The sequence below is a fragment of the Paenibacillus sp. ALE2 genome (assembly GCF_054113385.1).
Genome location: NZ_CM134213.1, coordinates 2,071,550 through 2,088,488 on the forward strand (window position 1 = coordinate 2,071,550; position 16,939 = coordinate 2,088,488).

Below are 16,939 nucleotides of genomic sequence, written 5' to 3' on the forward strand. Positions count from 1 at the left end.
TGCGGCTGTGCAAGCTTGTAGGAGGGAAACCAAAAGATGAACAAAGGACGCGTAGTGAGCATCATGGGTCCGGTTGTCGACGTTGAGTTTGAACGTGGGCAGCTTCCGGAAATTCTGAATGCCATTCATATTGGGACTGTGCTGGAGAGCGGAGTCAAAATTGATCTGACGCTCGAAGCTTCAAAACATCTAGGTGACAACCGTGTGCGTTGTATTGCCATGTCTTCCACAGATGGTTTGGTTCGTGGAGCTGAAGCAATAGATCTGGGAGCGCCTATCTCGGTACCTGTCGGCGAAGCTACTCTTGGACGTGTATTTAACGTGCTTGGAACGCCAATTGATAATGGTGCTGATATGAGTGAAACGGCTAGAAATCCGATTCACCGTCAAGCGCCTTCTTTCGAAGAATTGACAACTCAAGCAGAGATGCTCGAAACTGGTATTAAGGTTATCGACTTGCTGGCTCCTTATGCCAAAGGTGGTAAAGTCGGATTGTTTGGTGGTGCTGGTGTAGGTAAAACCGTAACCATTCAAGAATTGATTAACAATATCGCTCAGGAGCATGGTGGTATTTCTGTATTCGCAGGTGTAGGTGAACGTACACGTGAAGGAAATGACTTGTACCATGAAATGAGAGATTCCGGCGTTATCAACAAAACAGCGATGGTGTTTGGACAAATGAACGAGCCTCCGGGTGCGCGTTTGCGTGTTGCCCTCACAGGTCTGACGATGGCTGAGTATTTCCGTGATCAAGAAGGCCGTGACGTGTTGCTCTTTATTGATAACATTTTCCGCTTTACCCAAGCAGGTTCTGAGGTTTCTGCCCTGTTGGGACGTATGCCTTCCGCAGTAGGTTACCAGCCTACGCTGGCAACTGAGATGGGTCAATTGCAAGAACGGATTACTTCTACTAAAAAAGGTTCAGTTACTTCCATTCAGGCAATCTACGTGCCTGCGGATGACTACACTGACCCGGCTCCTGCTACGACGTTTGCCCATTTGGATGCTACAACAAACCTGGAACGTAAAATTTCCGAAATGGGTATTTACCCAGCGGTTGATCCACTCGCATCAAGCTCCCGTATTTTGGCTCCAGACGTTGTGGGTGAAGAGCATTATAATGTAGCGCAAGGGGTAAAACAAATTTTGGCCCGCTACAATGAGCTTCAGGATATTATTGCGATCCTGGGTATGGACGAGTTGAGTGAAGAAGATAAAATGCTGGTAGCACGTGCCCGTAAAATCCAGCGTTTCCTTTCACAACCTTTCCATGTTGCCGAAGCATTTAACGGCTTCCCGGGTAAATATGTGCCGGTTAAAGAAACTGTACGAAGCTTCAAAGAAATTTTGGAGGGCAAGTATGACCACCTTCCAGAAGCGGCCTTCCTTTTTGTAGGAGCCATCGAAGAAGCAGTTGAAAAAGCTAAAACGTTGTAAACATACAGGCAGAGAATAGCCGAGCCTTACGAAGTGAGCTGTCTGCGGACAGCTTCCAGGAGGGATTCAAGTGAGCACGTATTTACTAGAGATTGTGACGCCGGAGCGCCTGGTCTATACGGAACAGGTAAACAGCATCAGTGTTCGCGGCTCGGAAGGCGATCTTGGGATTTTACCAGGACACCTTCCCTTGGTCACTCCCTTGAAGATTGCACCGATACGTATTAAAATCGGTGGTCAAACTGAAGTGATCGCGGTCAATGGGGGCTTTGTTGAAGTCCGCAAAGATAAAGTGGTCATTTTGGCTGAGAGTGCGGAACGTTCCGAAGATATTGATGTGGAGCGTGCCCGTGCGGCAAGGGAGCGGGCAGAACTGCGGCTCCAGAGCAAGCAGGAACAGATAGATCATCATCGGGCAGAAGTCGCTCTGCAACGGGCGCTTAACCGATTGAATGCTACAAGTATCAGAACCAATAAGAATTAATATTGGATTTTGAGTGGAATTTTAAAAGGGTTCGGCATAGTATACGGATGGAATGACAAAGAGACCACTTCATAACTTCTGCCCAAGAATGCCTGCAGAAGGTAAGTGACGCCTTTGCTTCCTTCGATCACTGTGATCGAGCCCTTTTTTAGCTGTCTTTTCCAAAAATATAGTCCTATTTCTTGTTTGATGGCTAGGTATTTAGTACCTTTTAAATTCGCGAAACAGAAGTGATTATTCACATTTTGTCGAAATAAATGTACTGGAAACAGAAATAGCACTGGCATATTAGGCGCTCGCCGAGTATTATAAAGAAGTCTGTGACGCAGATGGGAGGAATTACGGATGAACGGGAAGCAGCAGTTGGCTGAACAGTTAAGTCAATCGGCGAGTATGACCGCGCTGATCTCCATGATCGTATCGCTCGTCTGTATAGCGTTAGCTTGGTGGGCTTTGCAAAGCTTAAAGCTGGATTTGTTAATCCGGCAACCCAAAGGACCGCAGGGCAGATTGCTGCACTTGTTTCTTGCTATAATTTTGGGACAGTTGGTTTCTGGTTTCTTGTTGAACTACATCTCTTGGAGCCAGATGCTCTAGAATTTGTTTTAACATGAAGTAGGCGGGTTATATGATTTTATGACTGTGGATGTTGCAGGAATTGTCGAATAACATCGTGCCATATTGTTAACAATGGTAAACAAAAGAACCATACATGTATAACTGGCTCAATCAGTTAGAACGCAATGGTCGTCAAGTACAAAAAAACGCTTGTATACTTGTTTTAATCAGTGGTATGATGGCAGTTAGGGTATTAGTAAAATCTTGTTTTTTTATGTAATGAAAAAGCAAGGCATGAAAATAGCGGAATATGTTCTTTTTTTCAAAAATGGAAAAGAGAAATGACGCGCGGAGGGAACCATAGATGAGCAAATTTATCGTCCGCGGTGGCAACAGATTGACCGGGAGTGTCAAAGTCAGCGGAGCCAAAAACTCAGTTCTGCCGATCATCGCCGCTTCTCTGTTAGGAGAAGAAGGAGAAAGTGTTATTATGGATGCACCTCCTCTAGACGATGTGATGACCATTAACAAAGTGCTGGAGTCCTTAGGAGCAGGCGTTACATACCAAGACGAGGTCATTCGTGTTGACGCGCGGAAGATAATTTCCTGTGAAGCCCCTTACGAGTGGGTTAGGAAAATGCGCGCATCATTTTTGGTTATGGGGCCATTGCTTACACGTTTGGGACGTACAAGAATCTCGCTTCCAGGCGGATGCGCAATTGGAACAAGACCTATTGATCAGCATTTGAAGGGGTTCGAAGCGTTGGGCGCCGAGATAAGCTTGGGCCAGGGCTTTATTGAAGCTAAAAGTAACGGTCGTCTGCGCGGAGCTAAAGTTTATTTGGATGTAGCCAGCGTAGGAGCAACCGAGAATATTATGATGGCCGCTACTCTTGCTGAGGGCGTAACTACCATTGAGAATGCTGCTAAGGAACCTGAGATCGTTGATCTCGCCAACTTCCTGAATGGCATGGGAGCCAAAGTACGCGGTGCAGGCACAGGCGTAATTCGTATAGAAGGCGTCGAGAAGCTGCATGGTGTAAAACATACGGTCATTCCCGACCGGGTAGAAGCAGGTACTTATATGGTTGCTGCTGCGATCACAGGCGGGAACGTATATGTAGAAGGCGCGATATCCGATCATTTGGGACCGGTTATATCCAAGATGGAAGAAATGGGTGTAACGATTCAACCCGATGAAAATGGTATTCGTGTCATTGCGGATAAGCCGCTAAAGGCCGTTGATGTTAAAACGCTGCCTTATCCTGGGTTTCCGACCGATATGCAGTCTCAAATGATGGCACTTCAACTTGCCGCTGAAGGAACGAGCATCATTACGGAAACTGTGTTTGAAAATCGTTTCATGCATGTGGATGAATTTCATCTCATGAATGCGGAAATTAAGGTCGAAGGTCGTTCGGCGATTGTAACTGGCAATGCTAAGCTGACGGGTGCGAAAGTAACCTCGACAGATTTGCGTGCAGGAGCTGCGTTAATTCTGACCGGACTTATTGCGGAAGGTACAACGGAGGTATCTGGCGTTCATCACATCGATCGTGGTTACGTTCATTTGGCTGAGAAACTGACTGGATTGGGAGCGGATATTTACAGAGTGACTGTAGATGAATCCAAACTGGATCATTCGGCCAGCACAGAGCGCGTTGTGGCAGAAGAAACGTCAGGGAATCTGTTCAAGAAGATTCAACCTTCCCTCGCCTAACCTTTAACGTATTGGCATAAGTATTAACTTGAACCATTAGAACCAAGTCCGAAAGGACTTGGTTTTTTTGTGTTTTTGCTGCCTGTCTTTTTCATTCTTTCAGTTCTCTCAAAACGGTTCTATCAAAGTGGACGACCTCATATGATTGAGAATATCTGCTGGAGTATATGTGTACTTTAGCCGGACACTTAACCCTTTGATGGAGGTTTCAGCTTATGAAAGATTCACAGGTTCGCATCCGTATACCAATACATCATCCTAAGGAACATCGCCAGGCCTCACTTGCGAAGGAAAGCTCTGGCTCTATAGCAACTTCGTTGCAGAAAAATAAGCTTATGCAGCAGCAACCAGGCACAACAGGCGCATTGCCGCCTATCGCCAAGACCCATCGGCGTACCACAGCGTTGACTTCCACTATACACACTGTCGGTGCGATGCTTCCTGACACTGGAACAGCTCCCGGTAACACATACGACGCAAGCAGGCGGCAGGGACCGCAGCCGCATCTGCGGCCTGTAGCCGGGCGAGCCCCGCGTTGGGGGAGCCGCCGCCCATGGCTGCCCTTTGCCGCCATGGCAGGGGTGCTGGTGCTTGCCATGGCGGTGCCCGCACTAATGGCATGGCCACGTCAGGCAGTGCAGCCTTTGCCGTCTGGGAGCCGCACAGCCGCACCCGCGCAGCCTAATACGGCGGCAAAGAGCGAGGCGCCCGTTACGCGCCTGCCGGGTGTCCCGCCGATGCCAGCCGTACCGGCTGCTCCAGCGCGCAGCGTGCCGGCTGCGGCAGAGCCGGACGTGCGGGTGTACGTCACGTCTACTGGCCGGACGGAGACACTGCCTTTGGAGCAATACATTGTCGGCGTAGTAGCAGCTGAAATGCCGCCCAGCTTTGAGGAAGAGGCATTGAAGGCACAGGCCATTGCCGCGCGTACCTTCATTACCCGGCGTTTGTTGGCTGATGATACCAGTGGTGCCCCGGCGGGCGCAGATGTGACAGATACCGTTAAACACCAGGCTTACATCTCCAAAGCTAAACTTACTAGAGAATGGGAGCATTCTGGTAAATCCGCAGATCTGACTAAAATTCGTCAGGCTGTACGCGACACCAAGGATACAATCATGGTATATGATGGCAAACCCATTACAGCTTCTTTTTTTTCTACCAGCAACGGCTATACCGAAAATTCAGAGGATGTATGGGCGAAGGCCGTGCCCTATTTACGAAGTGTGTCCAGTCCATGGGACAAGCAGTTGGCTCCTCGTTTTACAGAAACCGTTACACTGAGCCGTCAGAGCTTGTTCGATAGATTAGGATTGAGTCGTGCTGCGGTCACTGCTTCTACTGGAGGGGGGAGTATGCCAGAGATTCGTATACTCTCCAAAACAGAAGGGCATCGCATCAAAAAGATTGAGGTGGGAGGTTCGCTCTTTACGGGACCGGAGATTCGTAACAAACTAGGGCTACGATCGGCTGAATTTACGTGGAAGACCGAAGGGGATCGGATTGCTATAACGACCTACGGTTATGGCCATGGCGTCGGTATGAGTCAGTGGGGAGCCAACGGAATGGCCAAGGAAGGCCATACGGCCACTCAGATTCTTCTTCACTATTATACTGGCATTTCTTTTGCGAATGCCTCTCGTATTCTAAGTTAGTAAATTTTTCGTAACTTTGAAGTATAAAAGAGTTGCGCCCGGTAACACTGGTTACTGAGGTGATGAGCAAATGAGTGAACAAAATAAAAACCAGAACCAAAATCATGAAGATACACCCAAAACCTTTCAGGGTGGAAGAGCTTCACGGCCGTCTTCGTGGAAAAAGCTGTTGTCCAAAAGGTGGGCATACCCGGCAGCCTACATTGCCGCAGCAGCCATTATACTAACCTTAGTGTGGGTCTATCAGGATGCTAGCCATAAGTCTTTCAAACCAGACCCAGCTAGTCCATCGGTACAAAGCACAAGCGCAGTGAGTACCGATGTTAACGAACAACAACCAGAAAGTGTGGAGGTTGTTGCTCAGTCGGAAAATATCGCATGGCCGGTGGCAGATGCTAGCGCAGTGCAGGTCGTTAAGCCTTTCTTTGACGAAAACGCGACGGCTGATGAGCAAGCGGCAGCTATGGTAGAGTACGATAAAACATTTACCGCTAACACCGGGATTGACCTTTCTCGGTCCGACGATCAAGCGTTTGAAGTGAGAGCTGCACTGAGTGGGAAAGTATCCCGTGTGGAACAACATCCGCTGGTAGGTAACGTCGTAGAAATCACGCATGATAATAATCTCAAAACAGTGTACCAAAGCTTGAGCGATCTGAAAGTAAAAGAAGGCGATCAAGTGAAACAAAATGATGTGATTGCTTCAGCAGGTCGCAATGAGCTCGAAAAGGATTTGAAAACACATCTGCATTTTGAAGTGTACCAGGATGACAAGCCGGTGAATCCAACAGGTCTGCTTCCTAAAAAATAAATGGGTCATAGCTTTGCATGCAAAGCGGGGAATTCATATTCCCTGCTTTTTTCTTGTGTAGTTTTAGCGCATAAGGTAAACATAAGCTACTTTTGCCAAATAAATAGGCCTTCCGAAGCATGTCTTACCACCAAACCGCGAATATATAGGCACGCTCCTCATATAATGTACCAAACTATCCACAGTAGGGAGGCGGGAGCGTGCACGATTACATCAAGGAACGGACCATCAAAATCGGTCGCTGTATCGTGGAAACAAGGAATACGGTCCGTACGATTGCCAAGGAATTTGGTGTCTCCAAGAGCACGGTGCATAAAGATCTGACCGAACGGCTGCCTGAGATTAACCCGGATCTTGCCGATCAGGTGAAGCACATTCTCGAATACCATAAATCCATCCGTCATCTGCGGGGGGGTGAAGCGACGAAAATTAAATACAAAAAAACGAGTGGGAAAAGAAGGGGAATTCTTGTTTCTGGCAAGTCCTAAAAATATATAGTGAATTGGCTGGCAAAGCCATTGAATCAACCCCCTGAAGTATGATATGTTAAAAGATGGTACAAGACGAAAAATGACATGTAACCGTAGGTTTATACATATATTTGCCGCTTCTTGTCGAATCTTAGCTTTTTAAAATATCACTTTGGGGGCCTTTTTAATATGTTCAGTAATGATATCGGTATCGACCTCGGTACGGCCAACGTGCTTATCCACGTCAAAGGTAAGGGGGTTGTTCTTGACGAACCTTCCGTTGTTGCGATAGAAAGCGATACAAAAAGAGTTCTGGCTGTCGGAGAAGAAGCGCGCCGTATGGTAGGACGTACTCCTGGTAATATCATAGCCATCCGTCCATTACGTGATGGTGTCATCGCCGATTTTGAAGTAACGGAAGCGATGTTAAAATATTTTATTAATCGGGTAGGGGGTAAAAGCTGGTACAGCCACCCTCGTATTTTGATTTGTGCGCCGACGAACATTACCTCAGTGGAGCAAAAAGCGATTCGTGAAGCGGCGGAGCGTAGCGGGGCGAAAGAAGTATTTTTGGAGGAAGAGCCAAAGGCGGCTGCCATCGGGGCCGGAATGGATATCTTTGAGCCTAGCGGCAACATGGTCGTAGATATTGGTGGCGGAACAACAGACGTTGCAGTCCTCTCTATGGGAGATGTTGTAACAGCTTCTTCTATTAAAATGGCAGGGGACAAATTTGATACAGCCATCATGAAATATGTGAAAACGAAGTACAAGCTTCTCATCGGGGAACGTACGGCTGAGGATATCAAGATTGCTATCGGAACCGTGCATCCGAGCGGACGACGTGCTGAGATGGACATCCGTGGACGGGATATGGTATCCGGATTGCCCAAAACGTTAAGTATTTCCGCGGAAGAAGTGCAGGACGCGCTGAGAGATCCCGTGTCAGCGATTGTAGCTGCAGCTAAGTTTGTACTGGAGCAGACGCCACCGGAGCTATCAGCCGATATTATTGACCGTGGTGTCATTTTGACTGGCGGTGGTGCGTTGCTTAGCGGTTTGGACGAGCTGCTTGCTGAAGAATTGCGTGTTCCAGTGCTGGTTGCCGAAGATCCGATGCATTGTGTCGTTAAAGGTACAGGAATTATGCTGGATAATTTGGATCATGTGGTTAAGAAAAAGTTCTAATCTGCCGATAGTGACTATAAGAGACTCGTGTGCGGTCAGGCAGGTTGCCTAGCATTTTGGCTTTAGTGCCTCCATGCGAGCATATAATTGATGAGCAGAGTATAGGATTGGGGTGCACAATACATGTTGAGAGGTTTATATACTGCGGCCGCCGGAATGATGACACAACAACGACGTCATGACACTGTGACGCAAAATATTGCTAATATGAATACCACGGGATATAAACAGGAGAATAGCGTTCAGCGCTCATTCCCCGAAATGCTTATTTCCATGACGGGGGGAAACCCTGATAACCCGGACCGTACGGTCGGCAAGCTTAATACTGGCGTTTTTGCTGAGGAAAGCCTCTCTCCTTACATTCAGGGAGCGTTGAAGGATAGTGGACAAACTACGGATTTTGCGATACAGTCCAATATTAATGTGAATGACCCGGCTACTGGTCGACCTATGGCTTTTGATCAGGCGGGAAAATTCATCAATGCTAACGGTGAAGTCACCTATCGTCCAGAAGCGTTTTTTACGGTACGGGACAATAATGGTAATGTCCGCTATACACGTGATGGACATTTTCAAGTAAATGGAACGGGAGCATTGCTTTCGTCGACTGGTTCAGCAGTGTTGGATACGAATGGAAACCCAATTCAATTGACGGGGCCTGTCTCAGCGCTTAAAGTAAATGAACGGGGTCAATTGGTGGACAGCCAATCTAACCAGTTGCTCGGAACGACGCTTGGAATTAGTGTTATTGATCGGCCATACCAGCTCGTTCGTGAGGGCAACGGTAATTTCCGTCTGAATGATACGGATGGTGCTACGGCTAGAATGATGACCGCTAACGATACTGTATCTGTTCGCCAGGGCTATCTGGAAGTATCTAATGTAGATGCTGCTCAGTCGATGGTGGATATGATGGCTGCGTTAAGAGCGTATGAAGCGAATCAGAAGGTTATTCAATTTTATGATAAAAGCTTGGACAAGGCCGTTAACGAAGTAGGCCGTGTATAACAGGGGGTAAGTGATGAACAACTCCATGATTGGCGCAATGGTGTCTATGGCCAGTGTGCAGCAGCGTTTGGATTTAATTGCCGATAATATCGCCAATGTCAATACAGTTGGTTATAAGAGTAAACAAGGTTCCTTTGAAGATGTATTGGCTAATGTGCAGCAACAGCCTTCGACGTATCTCCAAAATGGACGGGCGATGCCGCTCGGCTATAATTTGGGCTACGGAGTCAAAACGGCCGCAATTATGAAAAATATGGAGCAAGGTCCGCTCAAGGAGACGGGACTTCCTACCGATCTGGCGATCCAGGGGAATGCTTTGTTTGAAATCCAAGGAAATGGGCAAAAAGCTTGGACGCGTGATGGCAGCTTTCATTTTATTCCTGATCCGAATGATAATGAGACGATGATGTTGACCACTGCCGAAGGTTATTCTGTGCTGGATAATAACGATGTTCCTGTGACTGCACCAGCGGGTTCCAAAGTAGCTATTAACTCCGATGGCGAATTGCTGATTCGTGCTAATGGAACTGGCGCTCCGACAGTTGGTCAGCGAATTAAGCTAATGGATGTACAGCGTCCAGAAGGTTTGCAACAGCGGGATGATAACCTGTTTGTGTTAGCAAATGGCGTGACAGAAGCCGACGTATTCGGTGCAGCAGGGGTGGCAGGTGCTGTTCCAACGGACGTATCTGTGCGTTCCGGTTATCTTGAGGAGTCTAATGTGGATTTAGCGGGCGAAATGACGGATATGATGCAAGTCCAGCGGATGTATCAAATGGCGGCACGGGCATTAACCTCTAGCGATACCATGATGAACCTGGCTAACAATTTGAGGGCTTAAGGATTTGGTGATGAAGGAAGAACAATCTGATTCCCGTCCGATGCCTGAAAAGACTAAATCCCGCTGGCGTACTGCTCGTTATTTCGTAGTTCCGTTGCTGCTCCTGTTCTCGCTGTTAGGCGGCTTAATTGCAGGATATGTAATTGTAGGTAAGCAAGGGCTGGCAGGCGTATTTGAATGGAAAACCTGGCAGCATGTCATTGATCTTATATTTGCGCCTTAGTTTACTTTAATGAGTGGGGGCGGGAAAGGTCGCTCTGCGTGCAGATTGTTTTTCCGATTGCTGTTATCCCCAGATTCATTTTGATTTTAAGGCATTCAAGGTTTGAATCCGGGGATAAAGGCAAACGCTGTGCTTCTCCAAAACAATTCTGCCCGCTCCGCTAGCTACCCGCCATTAGGGCCACTCTTATTAAAATAAACCACCCGCGATTGTGTGGGGAGTATAGAAAACAAAACCCTGTGCCAGTGGCGCAGGGTTTTGTTATGTCGCCGACGGCAAGAGCCGCCAGCGTAGCACGCATGGATTGCGGCCAATGTAGGCCATTCGCAGAGTCCTCCGATTGTTTCTCTGCCCTTCACGACAAGCGAGTATTATTGAGGTGGGCTTTCTCTATGAGTCAAAAATAACTTGGCGGAGGGGATGGAATCGTTCTGAAGAAGCGATAGCGTTCGCCTTTATCCTCGGATTTTAACCCTTTCGGGTTTTATATAATGGAAAATCTGAGGATAACAGCGATCGGAAGAATGATCCATCCCCCGTAGCCTGCTCACCTTGACTCAATTGAAACTTCGCTTCACTCCATAATAGGAGCAACAAATATGGTACTTCCGCATAATTTTCTTTTTGCACCTGATGAATGTATAATGATGGGGAGTTTATAACACTGCGGGGTAAAACCAAGCACGAGCAAAAGGGCTTCTTCTCGCCTCTGGTTGCGTAACCGGCGGAAAAAGCCCCTTATCTCAACCTTCACTTCTGCAGTAGGTGAAGGATATCTAACATTGTTGCCGTGATGAGCTGTTTTTATACAGCGTTAGCGGGGTAATATTATGCTTGCAGTAACTCTGGCTGAACAGAGTGAAATCTGCAAGCGGGAGGAGTTATTAAGCTAAATGGACAAATTGCAATTGGATGTTAATCAAATTCAGGAGATTATTCCGCATCGACCGCCATTTTTGTTGGTGGACCGTATTATTGAACTGGAGGAAGGGAAGAGAGCAGTAGGCATTAAAAATGTAACGATGACTGAGCCTCATTTCATTGGACATTTTCCGGGTTATCCCGTTATGCCTGGTGTGTTGATCACTGAAGCGTTGGCGCAAGTCGGAGCAGTCGCATTACTGCACCTAGAGAGCAATCGCGGCAAAATCGGCTTTTTGGCAGGGTTGGACGGTTTCCGTTTCCGTGGACAGGTAGTCCCTGGGGATACGCTGACACTTGAAGTGGAAATTACTCGTTCCAAAGGCGCTTTTGGCAAAGGGAAAGCTACGGCGAAAGTGGGCGACACGGTAGTAGCTGAGGGCGAGATTATGTTTGCTTTATCAGACCCACCACAATAGACAAGCCCTGCCGACATAAGCACGACGTCTGAACCGAGTGCATGTGTACATAGAGATCCTGTTTTGACAACCCAAAAATGGAGAGGGGAAATTCCGTATGACGCAGTTGAGTAAAAAAGCATTAGAAGGCATTGAGAGCTGGCTGCAAGACCCTTATATTGATGAAGAAACCAAACAGGAGTTGCGCGCATTGCAAGGCAACGACCAAGAACTAGAGGATCGTTTTTACAAAGAACTGGAATTCGGTACAGGCGGTCTGCGCGGAGTGATCGGGGCAGGCAGTAACCGGATGAATCGTTATGTGATTGGACGTGCGACTCAAGGGCTCGCTCGCTATATCTTAGAGCAGCATGCTGGCAAAGAAGGAAAACCTTCAGTTGTCATTGCACATGATTCGCGTCATTTTTCGCCAGAGTTTGCTCTGGATGCAGCTTTGGTGCTGGCGGGCAATGGTATCGTAGCTAAGTTGTTCCCTTCCTTGCGTCCAACACCACAGCTCTCGTTTAGTGTACGTCATTTGGGTGCCAGTGGAGGGATTGTTGTAACAGCGAGTCACAACCCTCCCGAGTACAATGGTTACAAGGTATACAATAATGAAGGTGGTCAGCTTGTTCCTGATCAGGCTGAAAAGGTGATTGGCTATATTCGTGAGGTTCCTTCTTTTGCTGACATCAAAAGTCTGACACGTGAAGAAGCAGAGGCACAGGGATTGTTGGTTTGGCTTGGAGAAGAGGAAGATGAAGCGTTTGTGGATACGGTAGCCAGTGTGAGTGTAAACCGGGAACTGATTGCAGCTGGACCGGGCAAAAACTTCAAAGTTGTGTTTACACCTCTTCATGGTACTGGAAATATACCTGTTCGTCGTGTGCTGGAAAAAATCGGTTTTGAACAGGTGCATATTGTGCCTGAGCAAGAGCAGCCAGATGCAGAATTTTCAACCGTTAAGTCGCCTAATCCGGAAGAACGTGATGCGTTCAAACTGGCCATTGCGCTGGGTGAGAAAATTGGTGCAGATCTGTTGATCGGAACAGACCCTGATGCTGACCGTATGGGGGCAGTTGTGAAAAACCGTGATGGCGAATATGTGGTCTTGTCCGGTAATCAGTCCGGCGCCATTATGGTTTACTACTTGCTGAATCAACTGAAAGAAACCGGCAAGCTTCCGAATAATGGTGCAGTTATCAAAACCATCGTAACTAGCGAAATGGGTGCAGTTATTGCTGAGCATTTTGGAGCAACAGTGTTTAACACGCTAACTGGCTTCAAGTATATTGGCGAGAAAATGAACCAGTTTGACCAAACTGGCGAGTATACCTACCTGTTTGGCTATGAAGAGAGCTACGGCTATCTGGCAGGAAATTATGCTCGTGACAAGGATGCTGTTTTGGCGGCCATGCTGATCGCTGAAGCTGCTGCTTATTACAGCACGCAAGGCAAGACGCTCTATGATGTTTTACAAGAGCTGTACGAGCAGTTTGGCTACTTCCTTGAGAAGCTGGAGTCTCGTACACTCAAGGGGAAGAATGGAGTGGAGCAAATTCAGGGCAAAATGACGGATTGGCGCAGCAACGCACCTCAAGAGATTGCAGGTGTGAAGGTAGACAAAGTACTGGACTACTCACAAGGCCTGGACGGACTTCCGCAGGAAAACGTACTCAAGTTTTTATTGGAGGACGGTTCATGGTTCTGCCTGCGTCCTTCGGGCACAGAGCCTAAAATCAAAGTATATTTTGCAGTACGTGGTTCCTCGCTGTCAGACGCGGAGCAAAGAATCGGTCAGCTGGTCGATGCTGTTATGGCTCGCGTAGACGCTTGAGAAAATTCCCTTTATAATAGAATAGGTTAAGGTAATTAGATATGAAATGAGTAATCGGTGACCTCTCACGGCAAAGGGCAGTACGCCGTGGAGGTCATTTCTCTGTATTGCAGAATAACCTGGAAGAGGCTTTGGAAAAATAGGCTTATTCCGGCAACGGAGGATTTTGCAAAATTCAATGAGTGACCTACCTAAAGGGCAGAATGGCAAGTGGGCAGCATTGAATTTTGCAAAATCCCGAATATTAAGGAGGTTCTTTGGTGTATCAGAAATGGCAGTATTGGAATACGGCTTCTCGAAAATGGTTGTGGATTCTGGTCGCTGTTGGCTTGCTGGCTTCCATTCCAGTCATCGCCGATCGTGTAAAGACAGAATCCTCGAGTAAAAAAGTAGAGATTGTATTCGATTATCGGGATTTGACGGAGGCGGCTTCGTATCAGGCTCATCCGCAGGACTATCTGAATGAGCAGCTTGACCGCTTACAACAGGCTGGTGTGAACAGCATGGCGATGTATGAAAGTACGCTGGATGATTTCCGTAAAGCGGGCCGTATTGTAACATATACGACTCAGAATGTTGCGGATCTAGAAAAACGTCTTTCACCTGCAAATGAGAATTATACGTACGTTGTTTTCGCTGACAAAGAAAATGCTGAGGCACTAAAGCCGTTAATTTTACGTACGTTTACAAGTTTGGGCATCAACGTAAAGCCGTGGAGTTATCAGGGACAGGAGGGGCTTGTTGTGGAAACATCCCCCGAGGATGCGTATCTCAAGCCTATGCAGCCTGACCCGATTGCTATGAAGCAGCTTCGGAGCAAAGGGTTTTTTATTGTTCCACGCATGAGTGACAGCCTTCCCTATAACCAGGAGTTGACGGAAGAGATGCTGGCTTCTTTTCAGCAAAATGGTGTAAAACGCATTTTGTTTGAAGGTGATTCAGTCAAAGGCTTTACTGATAATGAGAAAGAGCATAGCTTAGCGGCATTTGCTAAATTGCTGAACAAATATGATATTGGCCTAGCTGCTATCGAAAACTTAAAAAAACCGCAGGCAGGCTTCAATAAGCTTGCTTACGATATCCATTATAATGTGGTGCGTCTATACTCACTAAGTGATAAAGATGCAACGCTCGATGTGGAAACGTTGGCCGATCGTTTTGCACTGGCCACCAAGGATCGGAATATTCGCATGTTGTATCTGAATACCGCGCCTAGTCGTAGTGTTGCTGAGGCCAAGGTGAAAGACTCGGTTGACAACCTGATTCACAGCTTAGACAAACCGGGCAACGCTGTACAACGAATGGAGAAAAAAGGGTTTGAACTTGGGCAAGCTGAACCGTTCCAAGTGGTCGATTCCTCCATTCAGCGCTATCTCAAAATGATCGTCGTACTGGGTGCACTAGCTTTCTTCTCCATAATGGTGTCCTATTTCGTTCCGGCATTGACTCTGCTTGCATTTGCACTCGGTTTGGTAGGCTCTGCAGGGCTTTATGTTTTGAACTCCAGCTTAATGGAACAAGGTTTGGCGCTGCTCGCAGCGATTAGCGGACCTACGGTTGCAATGATCATTGCAGTGCGTACGATCAGAATTAAACGTGAACAGGGACCTGAACTTTCTGTAGGTCAACGTTTGAGTCAAACGCTTATACTATACGTACAGACAGCGATCTTGTCGCTGGCTGCAGTGCCTTTTGTTATTGCACTGTTGAACAGCATTGCCTACAGTCTGGTGTTAAACCAATTTAGAGGTGTAAGCTTGCTTCACATTCTGCCGATCTTCTTGGCTGCGATTTATATTTTCTTTTATCGTGGCGTTTCTATACGGGAGGAAATCTCCAAACTGTTACGTACGCCGATTACTGTATTGTGGGTTATCGCATTGGCTGTTATCGCAGCGGCAGGCTACTACTATTTGACTCGTACTGGAAACGCAGGTACGGTGTCGAACACAGAACTGGTTTTCCGTAATTTCCTTGAGAATGCGTTTGGTGTACGCCCGCGTAATAAGGAATTTTTAATGGCTCACCCACTGTTTATTGCAGGGATATTCTTGGCTTTGAAATATCGCAAAGCAATCTATTTGCTGATCATAGCTGCTATTGGTCAAGCCTCGATGGTGGATACCTTTGCTCACATTCACTCTCCAGCTGCACTCTCGCTTAGTCGCGGGCTGTTGGGATTGGGATTGGGTCTGGTGCTGGGAATCATCGCAATTGTCGTGTGGCAAGTGCTGGAAGGATGTTGGAAGAAATGGTCACCACAGCTAAAACGATAATAATCTCGGGTTATTACGGGTTTCGCAATAGTGGGGATGAAGCGGTGCTCAAGTCGATTCTGACTGCTTTAGAAGAGGAGAGTCGTCAGGCGGGGATTACGGTCAAGCCTGTTGTTCTATCTTCTGACCCTGCTTGGACACAGAAAATGTACGGAGTAGAAGCTGTTCCGCGTATGAGCCTAGGAGAAGTGCGGAGAGCGATTAAAAACAGCGATGGGCTAATTAGTGGCGGCGGGAGTCTGCTCCAGGATGCTACAAGCCCTAAAAGCATTCCTTATTATCTAGCGATTCTGAAACTGGCTCAATGGGCTGGAAAGCCTACGTTTGTATACGCTCAGGGCATGGGCCCGGTACAGCGGAAGATATTTTATCCTATGATCCGATCTGTGTTTCAACGCTGTGAATATGTTTCCGTCAGAGATGAGCAATCTGCTGCTTTGCTGGGTACCATGAAACTGAAACGCCCGGTTGTTCATGTTGTTCCTGACCCTGTAATGGGGCTTCCTTTGCCCTCTGGTTCCGAGCTGCATAATGCAGCAACTGAGACTGATGAGGATAAACGCCCGGTCGTTGGTGTGTCTGTACGCTACTGGGATAAGGAACAACGCGATTTAACGGCTATTGCAGACGGCTTAAAAAGATTAGCCGCGGAACGCCGTGTTCACTTGCGTTTCTTGCCATTCCATTTACCTGACGACGTACAGGCTTCAAGGATGGTAATGGATTTGTTGGGGGATATTAGGGGGACGGGAAGCCTTGTCAGCATGTGTGAACAAGTTACCGATCCGCAGCAGATGCTTTTGGAAGTCAGCAGATGTAGTTTGATGATCGGGATGAGGCTGCACAGCTTAATTTATGCAGCGTCCCATCAGGTGCCCCCGTTGGGGATATCTTACGATCCCAAAATTGATCATTTCCTCAGCCGTGTTGGTAGCCAGCCTGTAGGTACTACAGATGCACTGGATGGGCAAAAGCTGGCTAATGAGTCCATACGACTGCTGGATCAGCGCAGTCAATGGATTGAGAGCCAGGGGGCAGCAATTGCTTTGTTAAAAAGTGAGGCTCGCTTACCAGCACAACATATCGTTAATTACTTGTGTCGCAAAGGATGA

General features: G+C 47.4%; 15 protein-coding genes. All 15 read left to right on the top strand.

What is annotated here, in order from left to right; translation table 11 throughout:
* Positions 1-36: 36 nt before the first annotated feature.
* On the top strand, positions 37-1,437 hold the full coding sequence (gene atpD / locus ACXHJ1_RS09070; protein ID WP_016822888.1) for a F0F1 ATP synthase subunit beta: 1,401 nt from the start codon (positions 37-39) through the stop codon (positions 1,435-1,437).
* A gap of 70 nt (positions 1,438-1,507) precedes the next feature.
* The gene (locus ACXHJ1_RS09075) at positions 1,508-1,921 is read left to right on the top strand and encodes a F0F1 ATP synthase subunit epsilon (RefSeq protein WP_016822889.1); all 414 of its coding nucleotides are present in this window, start codon (positions 1,508-1,510) and stop codon (positions 1,919-1,921) included.
* A 345-nt stretch (positions 1,922-2,266) separates the two neighbouring features.
* Positions 2,267-2,518, top strand: a complete 252-nt coding sequence (locus tag ACXHJ1_RS09080) for a DUF1146 family protein (RefSeq protein ID WP_016822891.1) — start codon at positions 2,267-2,269, stop codon at positions 2,516-2,518.
* A gap of 325 nt (positions 2,519-2,843) precedes the next feature.
* Positions 2,844-4,199, top strand: a complete 1,356-nt coding sequence (gene murA, locus ACXHJ1_RS09085) for a UDP-N-acetylglucosamine 1-carboxyvinyltransferase (RefSeq protein WP_017427134.1) — start codon at positions 2,844-2,846, stop codon at positions 4,197-4,199.
* Positions 4,200-4,414: 215 nt separating this feature from the next.
* Complete coding sequence (spoIID, locus tag ACXHJ1_RS09090) at positions 4,415-5,854, top strand: stage II sporulation protein D (protein ID WP_457905982.1); 1,440 nt, start codon at positions 4,415-4,417, stop codon at positions 5,852-5,854.
* A gap of 70 nt (positions 5,855-5,924) precedes the next feature.
* The gene (locus ACXHJ1_RS09095; protein WP_016822893.1) at positions 5,925-6,665 is read left to right on the top strand and encodes a M23 family metallopeptidase; all 741 of its coding nucleotides are present in this window, start codon (positions 5,925-5,927) and stop codon (positions 6,663-6,665) included.
* A gap of 200 nt (positions 6,666-6,865) precedes the next feature.
* Positions 6,866-7,153, top strand: a complete 288-nt coding sequence (spoIIID, locus tag ACXHJ1_RS09100) for a sporulation transcriptional regulator SpoIIID (protein WP_013373425.1) — start codon at positions 6,866-6,868, stop codon at positions 7,151-7,153.
* A gap of 171 nt (positions 7,154-7,324) precedes the next feature.
* On the top strand, positions 7,325-8,323 hold the full coding sequence (gene mreB, locus ACXHJ1_RS09105) for a rod shape-determining protein (protein ID WP_016324820.1): 999 nt from the start codon (positions 7,325-7,327) through the stop codon (positions 8,321-8,323).
* A 123-nt stretch (positions 8,324-8,446) separates the two neighbouring features.
* Positions 8,447-9,331 (top strand): flagellar hook-basal body protein, encoded by an 885-nt coding sequence (locus tag ACXHJ1_RS09110; protein ID WP_016822894.1) that lies wholly within the window; start codon positions 8,447-8,449, stop codon positions 9,329-9,331.
* Between the two features lie 13 nt (positions 9,332-9,344).
* On the top strand, positions 9,345-10,172 hold the full coding sequence (locus ACXHJ1_RS09115; RefSeq protein ID WP_025366008.1) for a flagellar hook-basal body protein: 828 nt from the start codon (positions 9,345-9,347) through the stop codon (positions 10,170-10,172).
* A 10-nt stretch (positions 10,173-10,182) separates the two neighbouring features.
* Positions 10,183-10,395, top strand: coding sequence for a DNA-directed RNA polymerase subunit beta (locus ACXHJ1_RS09120; RefSeq protein ID WP_019688814.1), 213 nt, complete (start codon positions 10,183-10,185; stop codon positions 10,393-10,395).
* A gap of 893 nt (positions 10,396-11,288) precedes the next feature.
* On the top strand, positions 11,289-11,735 hold the full coding sequence (gene fabZ, locus ACXHJ1_RS09125) for a 3-hydroxyacyl-ACP dehydratase FabZ (protein ID WP_013373420.1): 447 nt from the start codon (positions 11,289-11,291) through the stop codon (positions 11,733-11,735).
* A 97-nt stretch (positions 11,736-11,832) separates the two neighbouring features.
* Positions 11,833-13,551, top strand: a complete 1,719-nt coding sequence (locus ACXHJ1_RS09130) for a phospho-sugar mutase (RefSeq protein WP_016822897.1) — start codon at positions 11,833-11,835, stop codon at positions 13,549-13,551.
* Positions 13,552-13,811: 260 nt separating this feature from the next.
* A complete protein-coding gene (locus ACXHJ1_RS09135; RefSeq protein WP_017427129.1) occupies positions 13,812-15,827 on the top strand; it encodes a DUF5693 family protein in 2,016 nt (671 codons plus the stop codon).
* Entirely contained in the window at positions 15,803-16,939 is a 1,137-nt protein-coding gene (gene csaB / locus ACXHJ1_RS09140; protein ID WP_107733895.1) for a polysaccharide pyruvyl transferase CsaB, read from the top strand. The genes ACXHJ1_RS09135 and csaB overlap by 25 nt, the downstream gene beginning before the upstream one ends.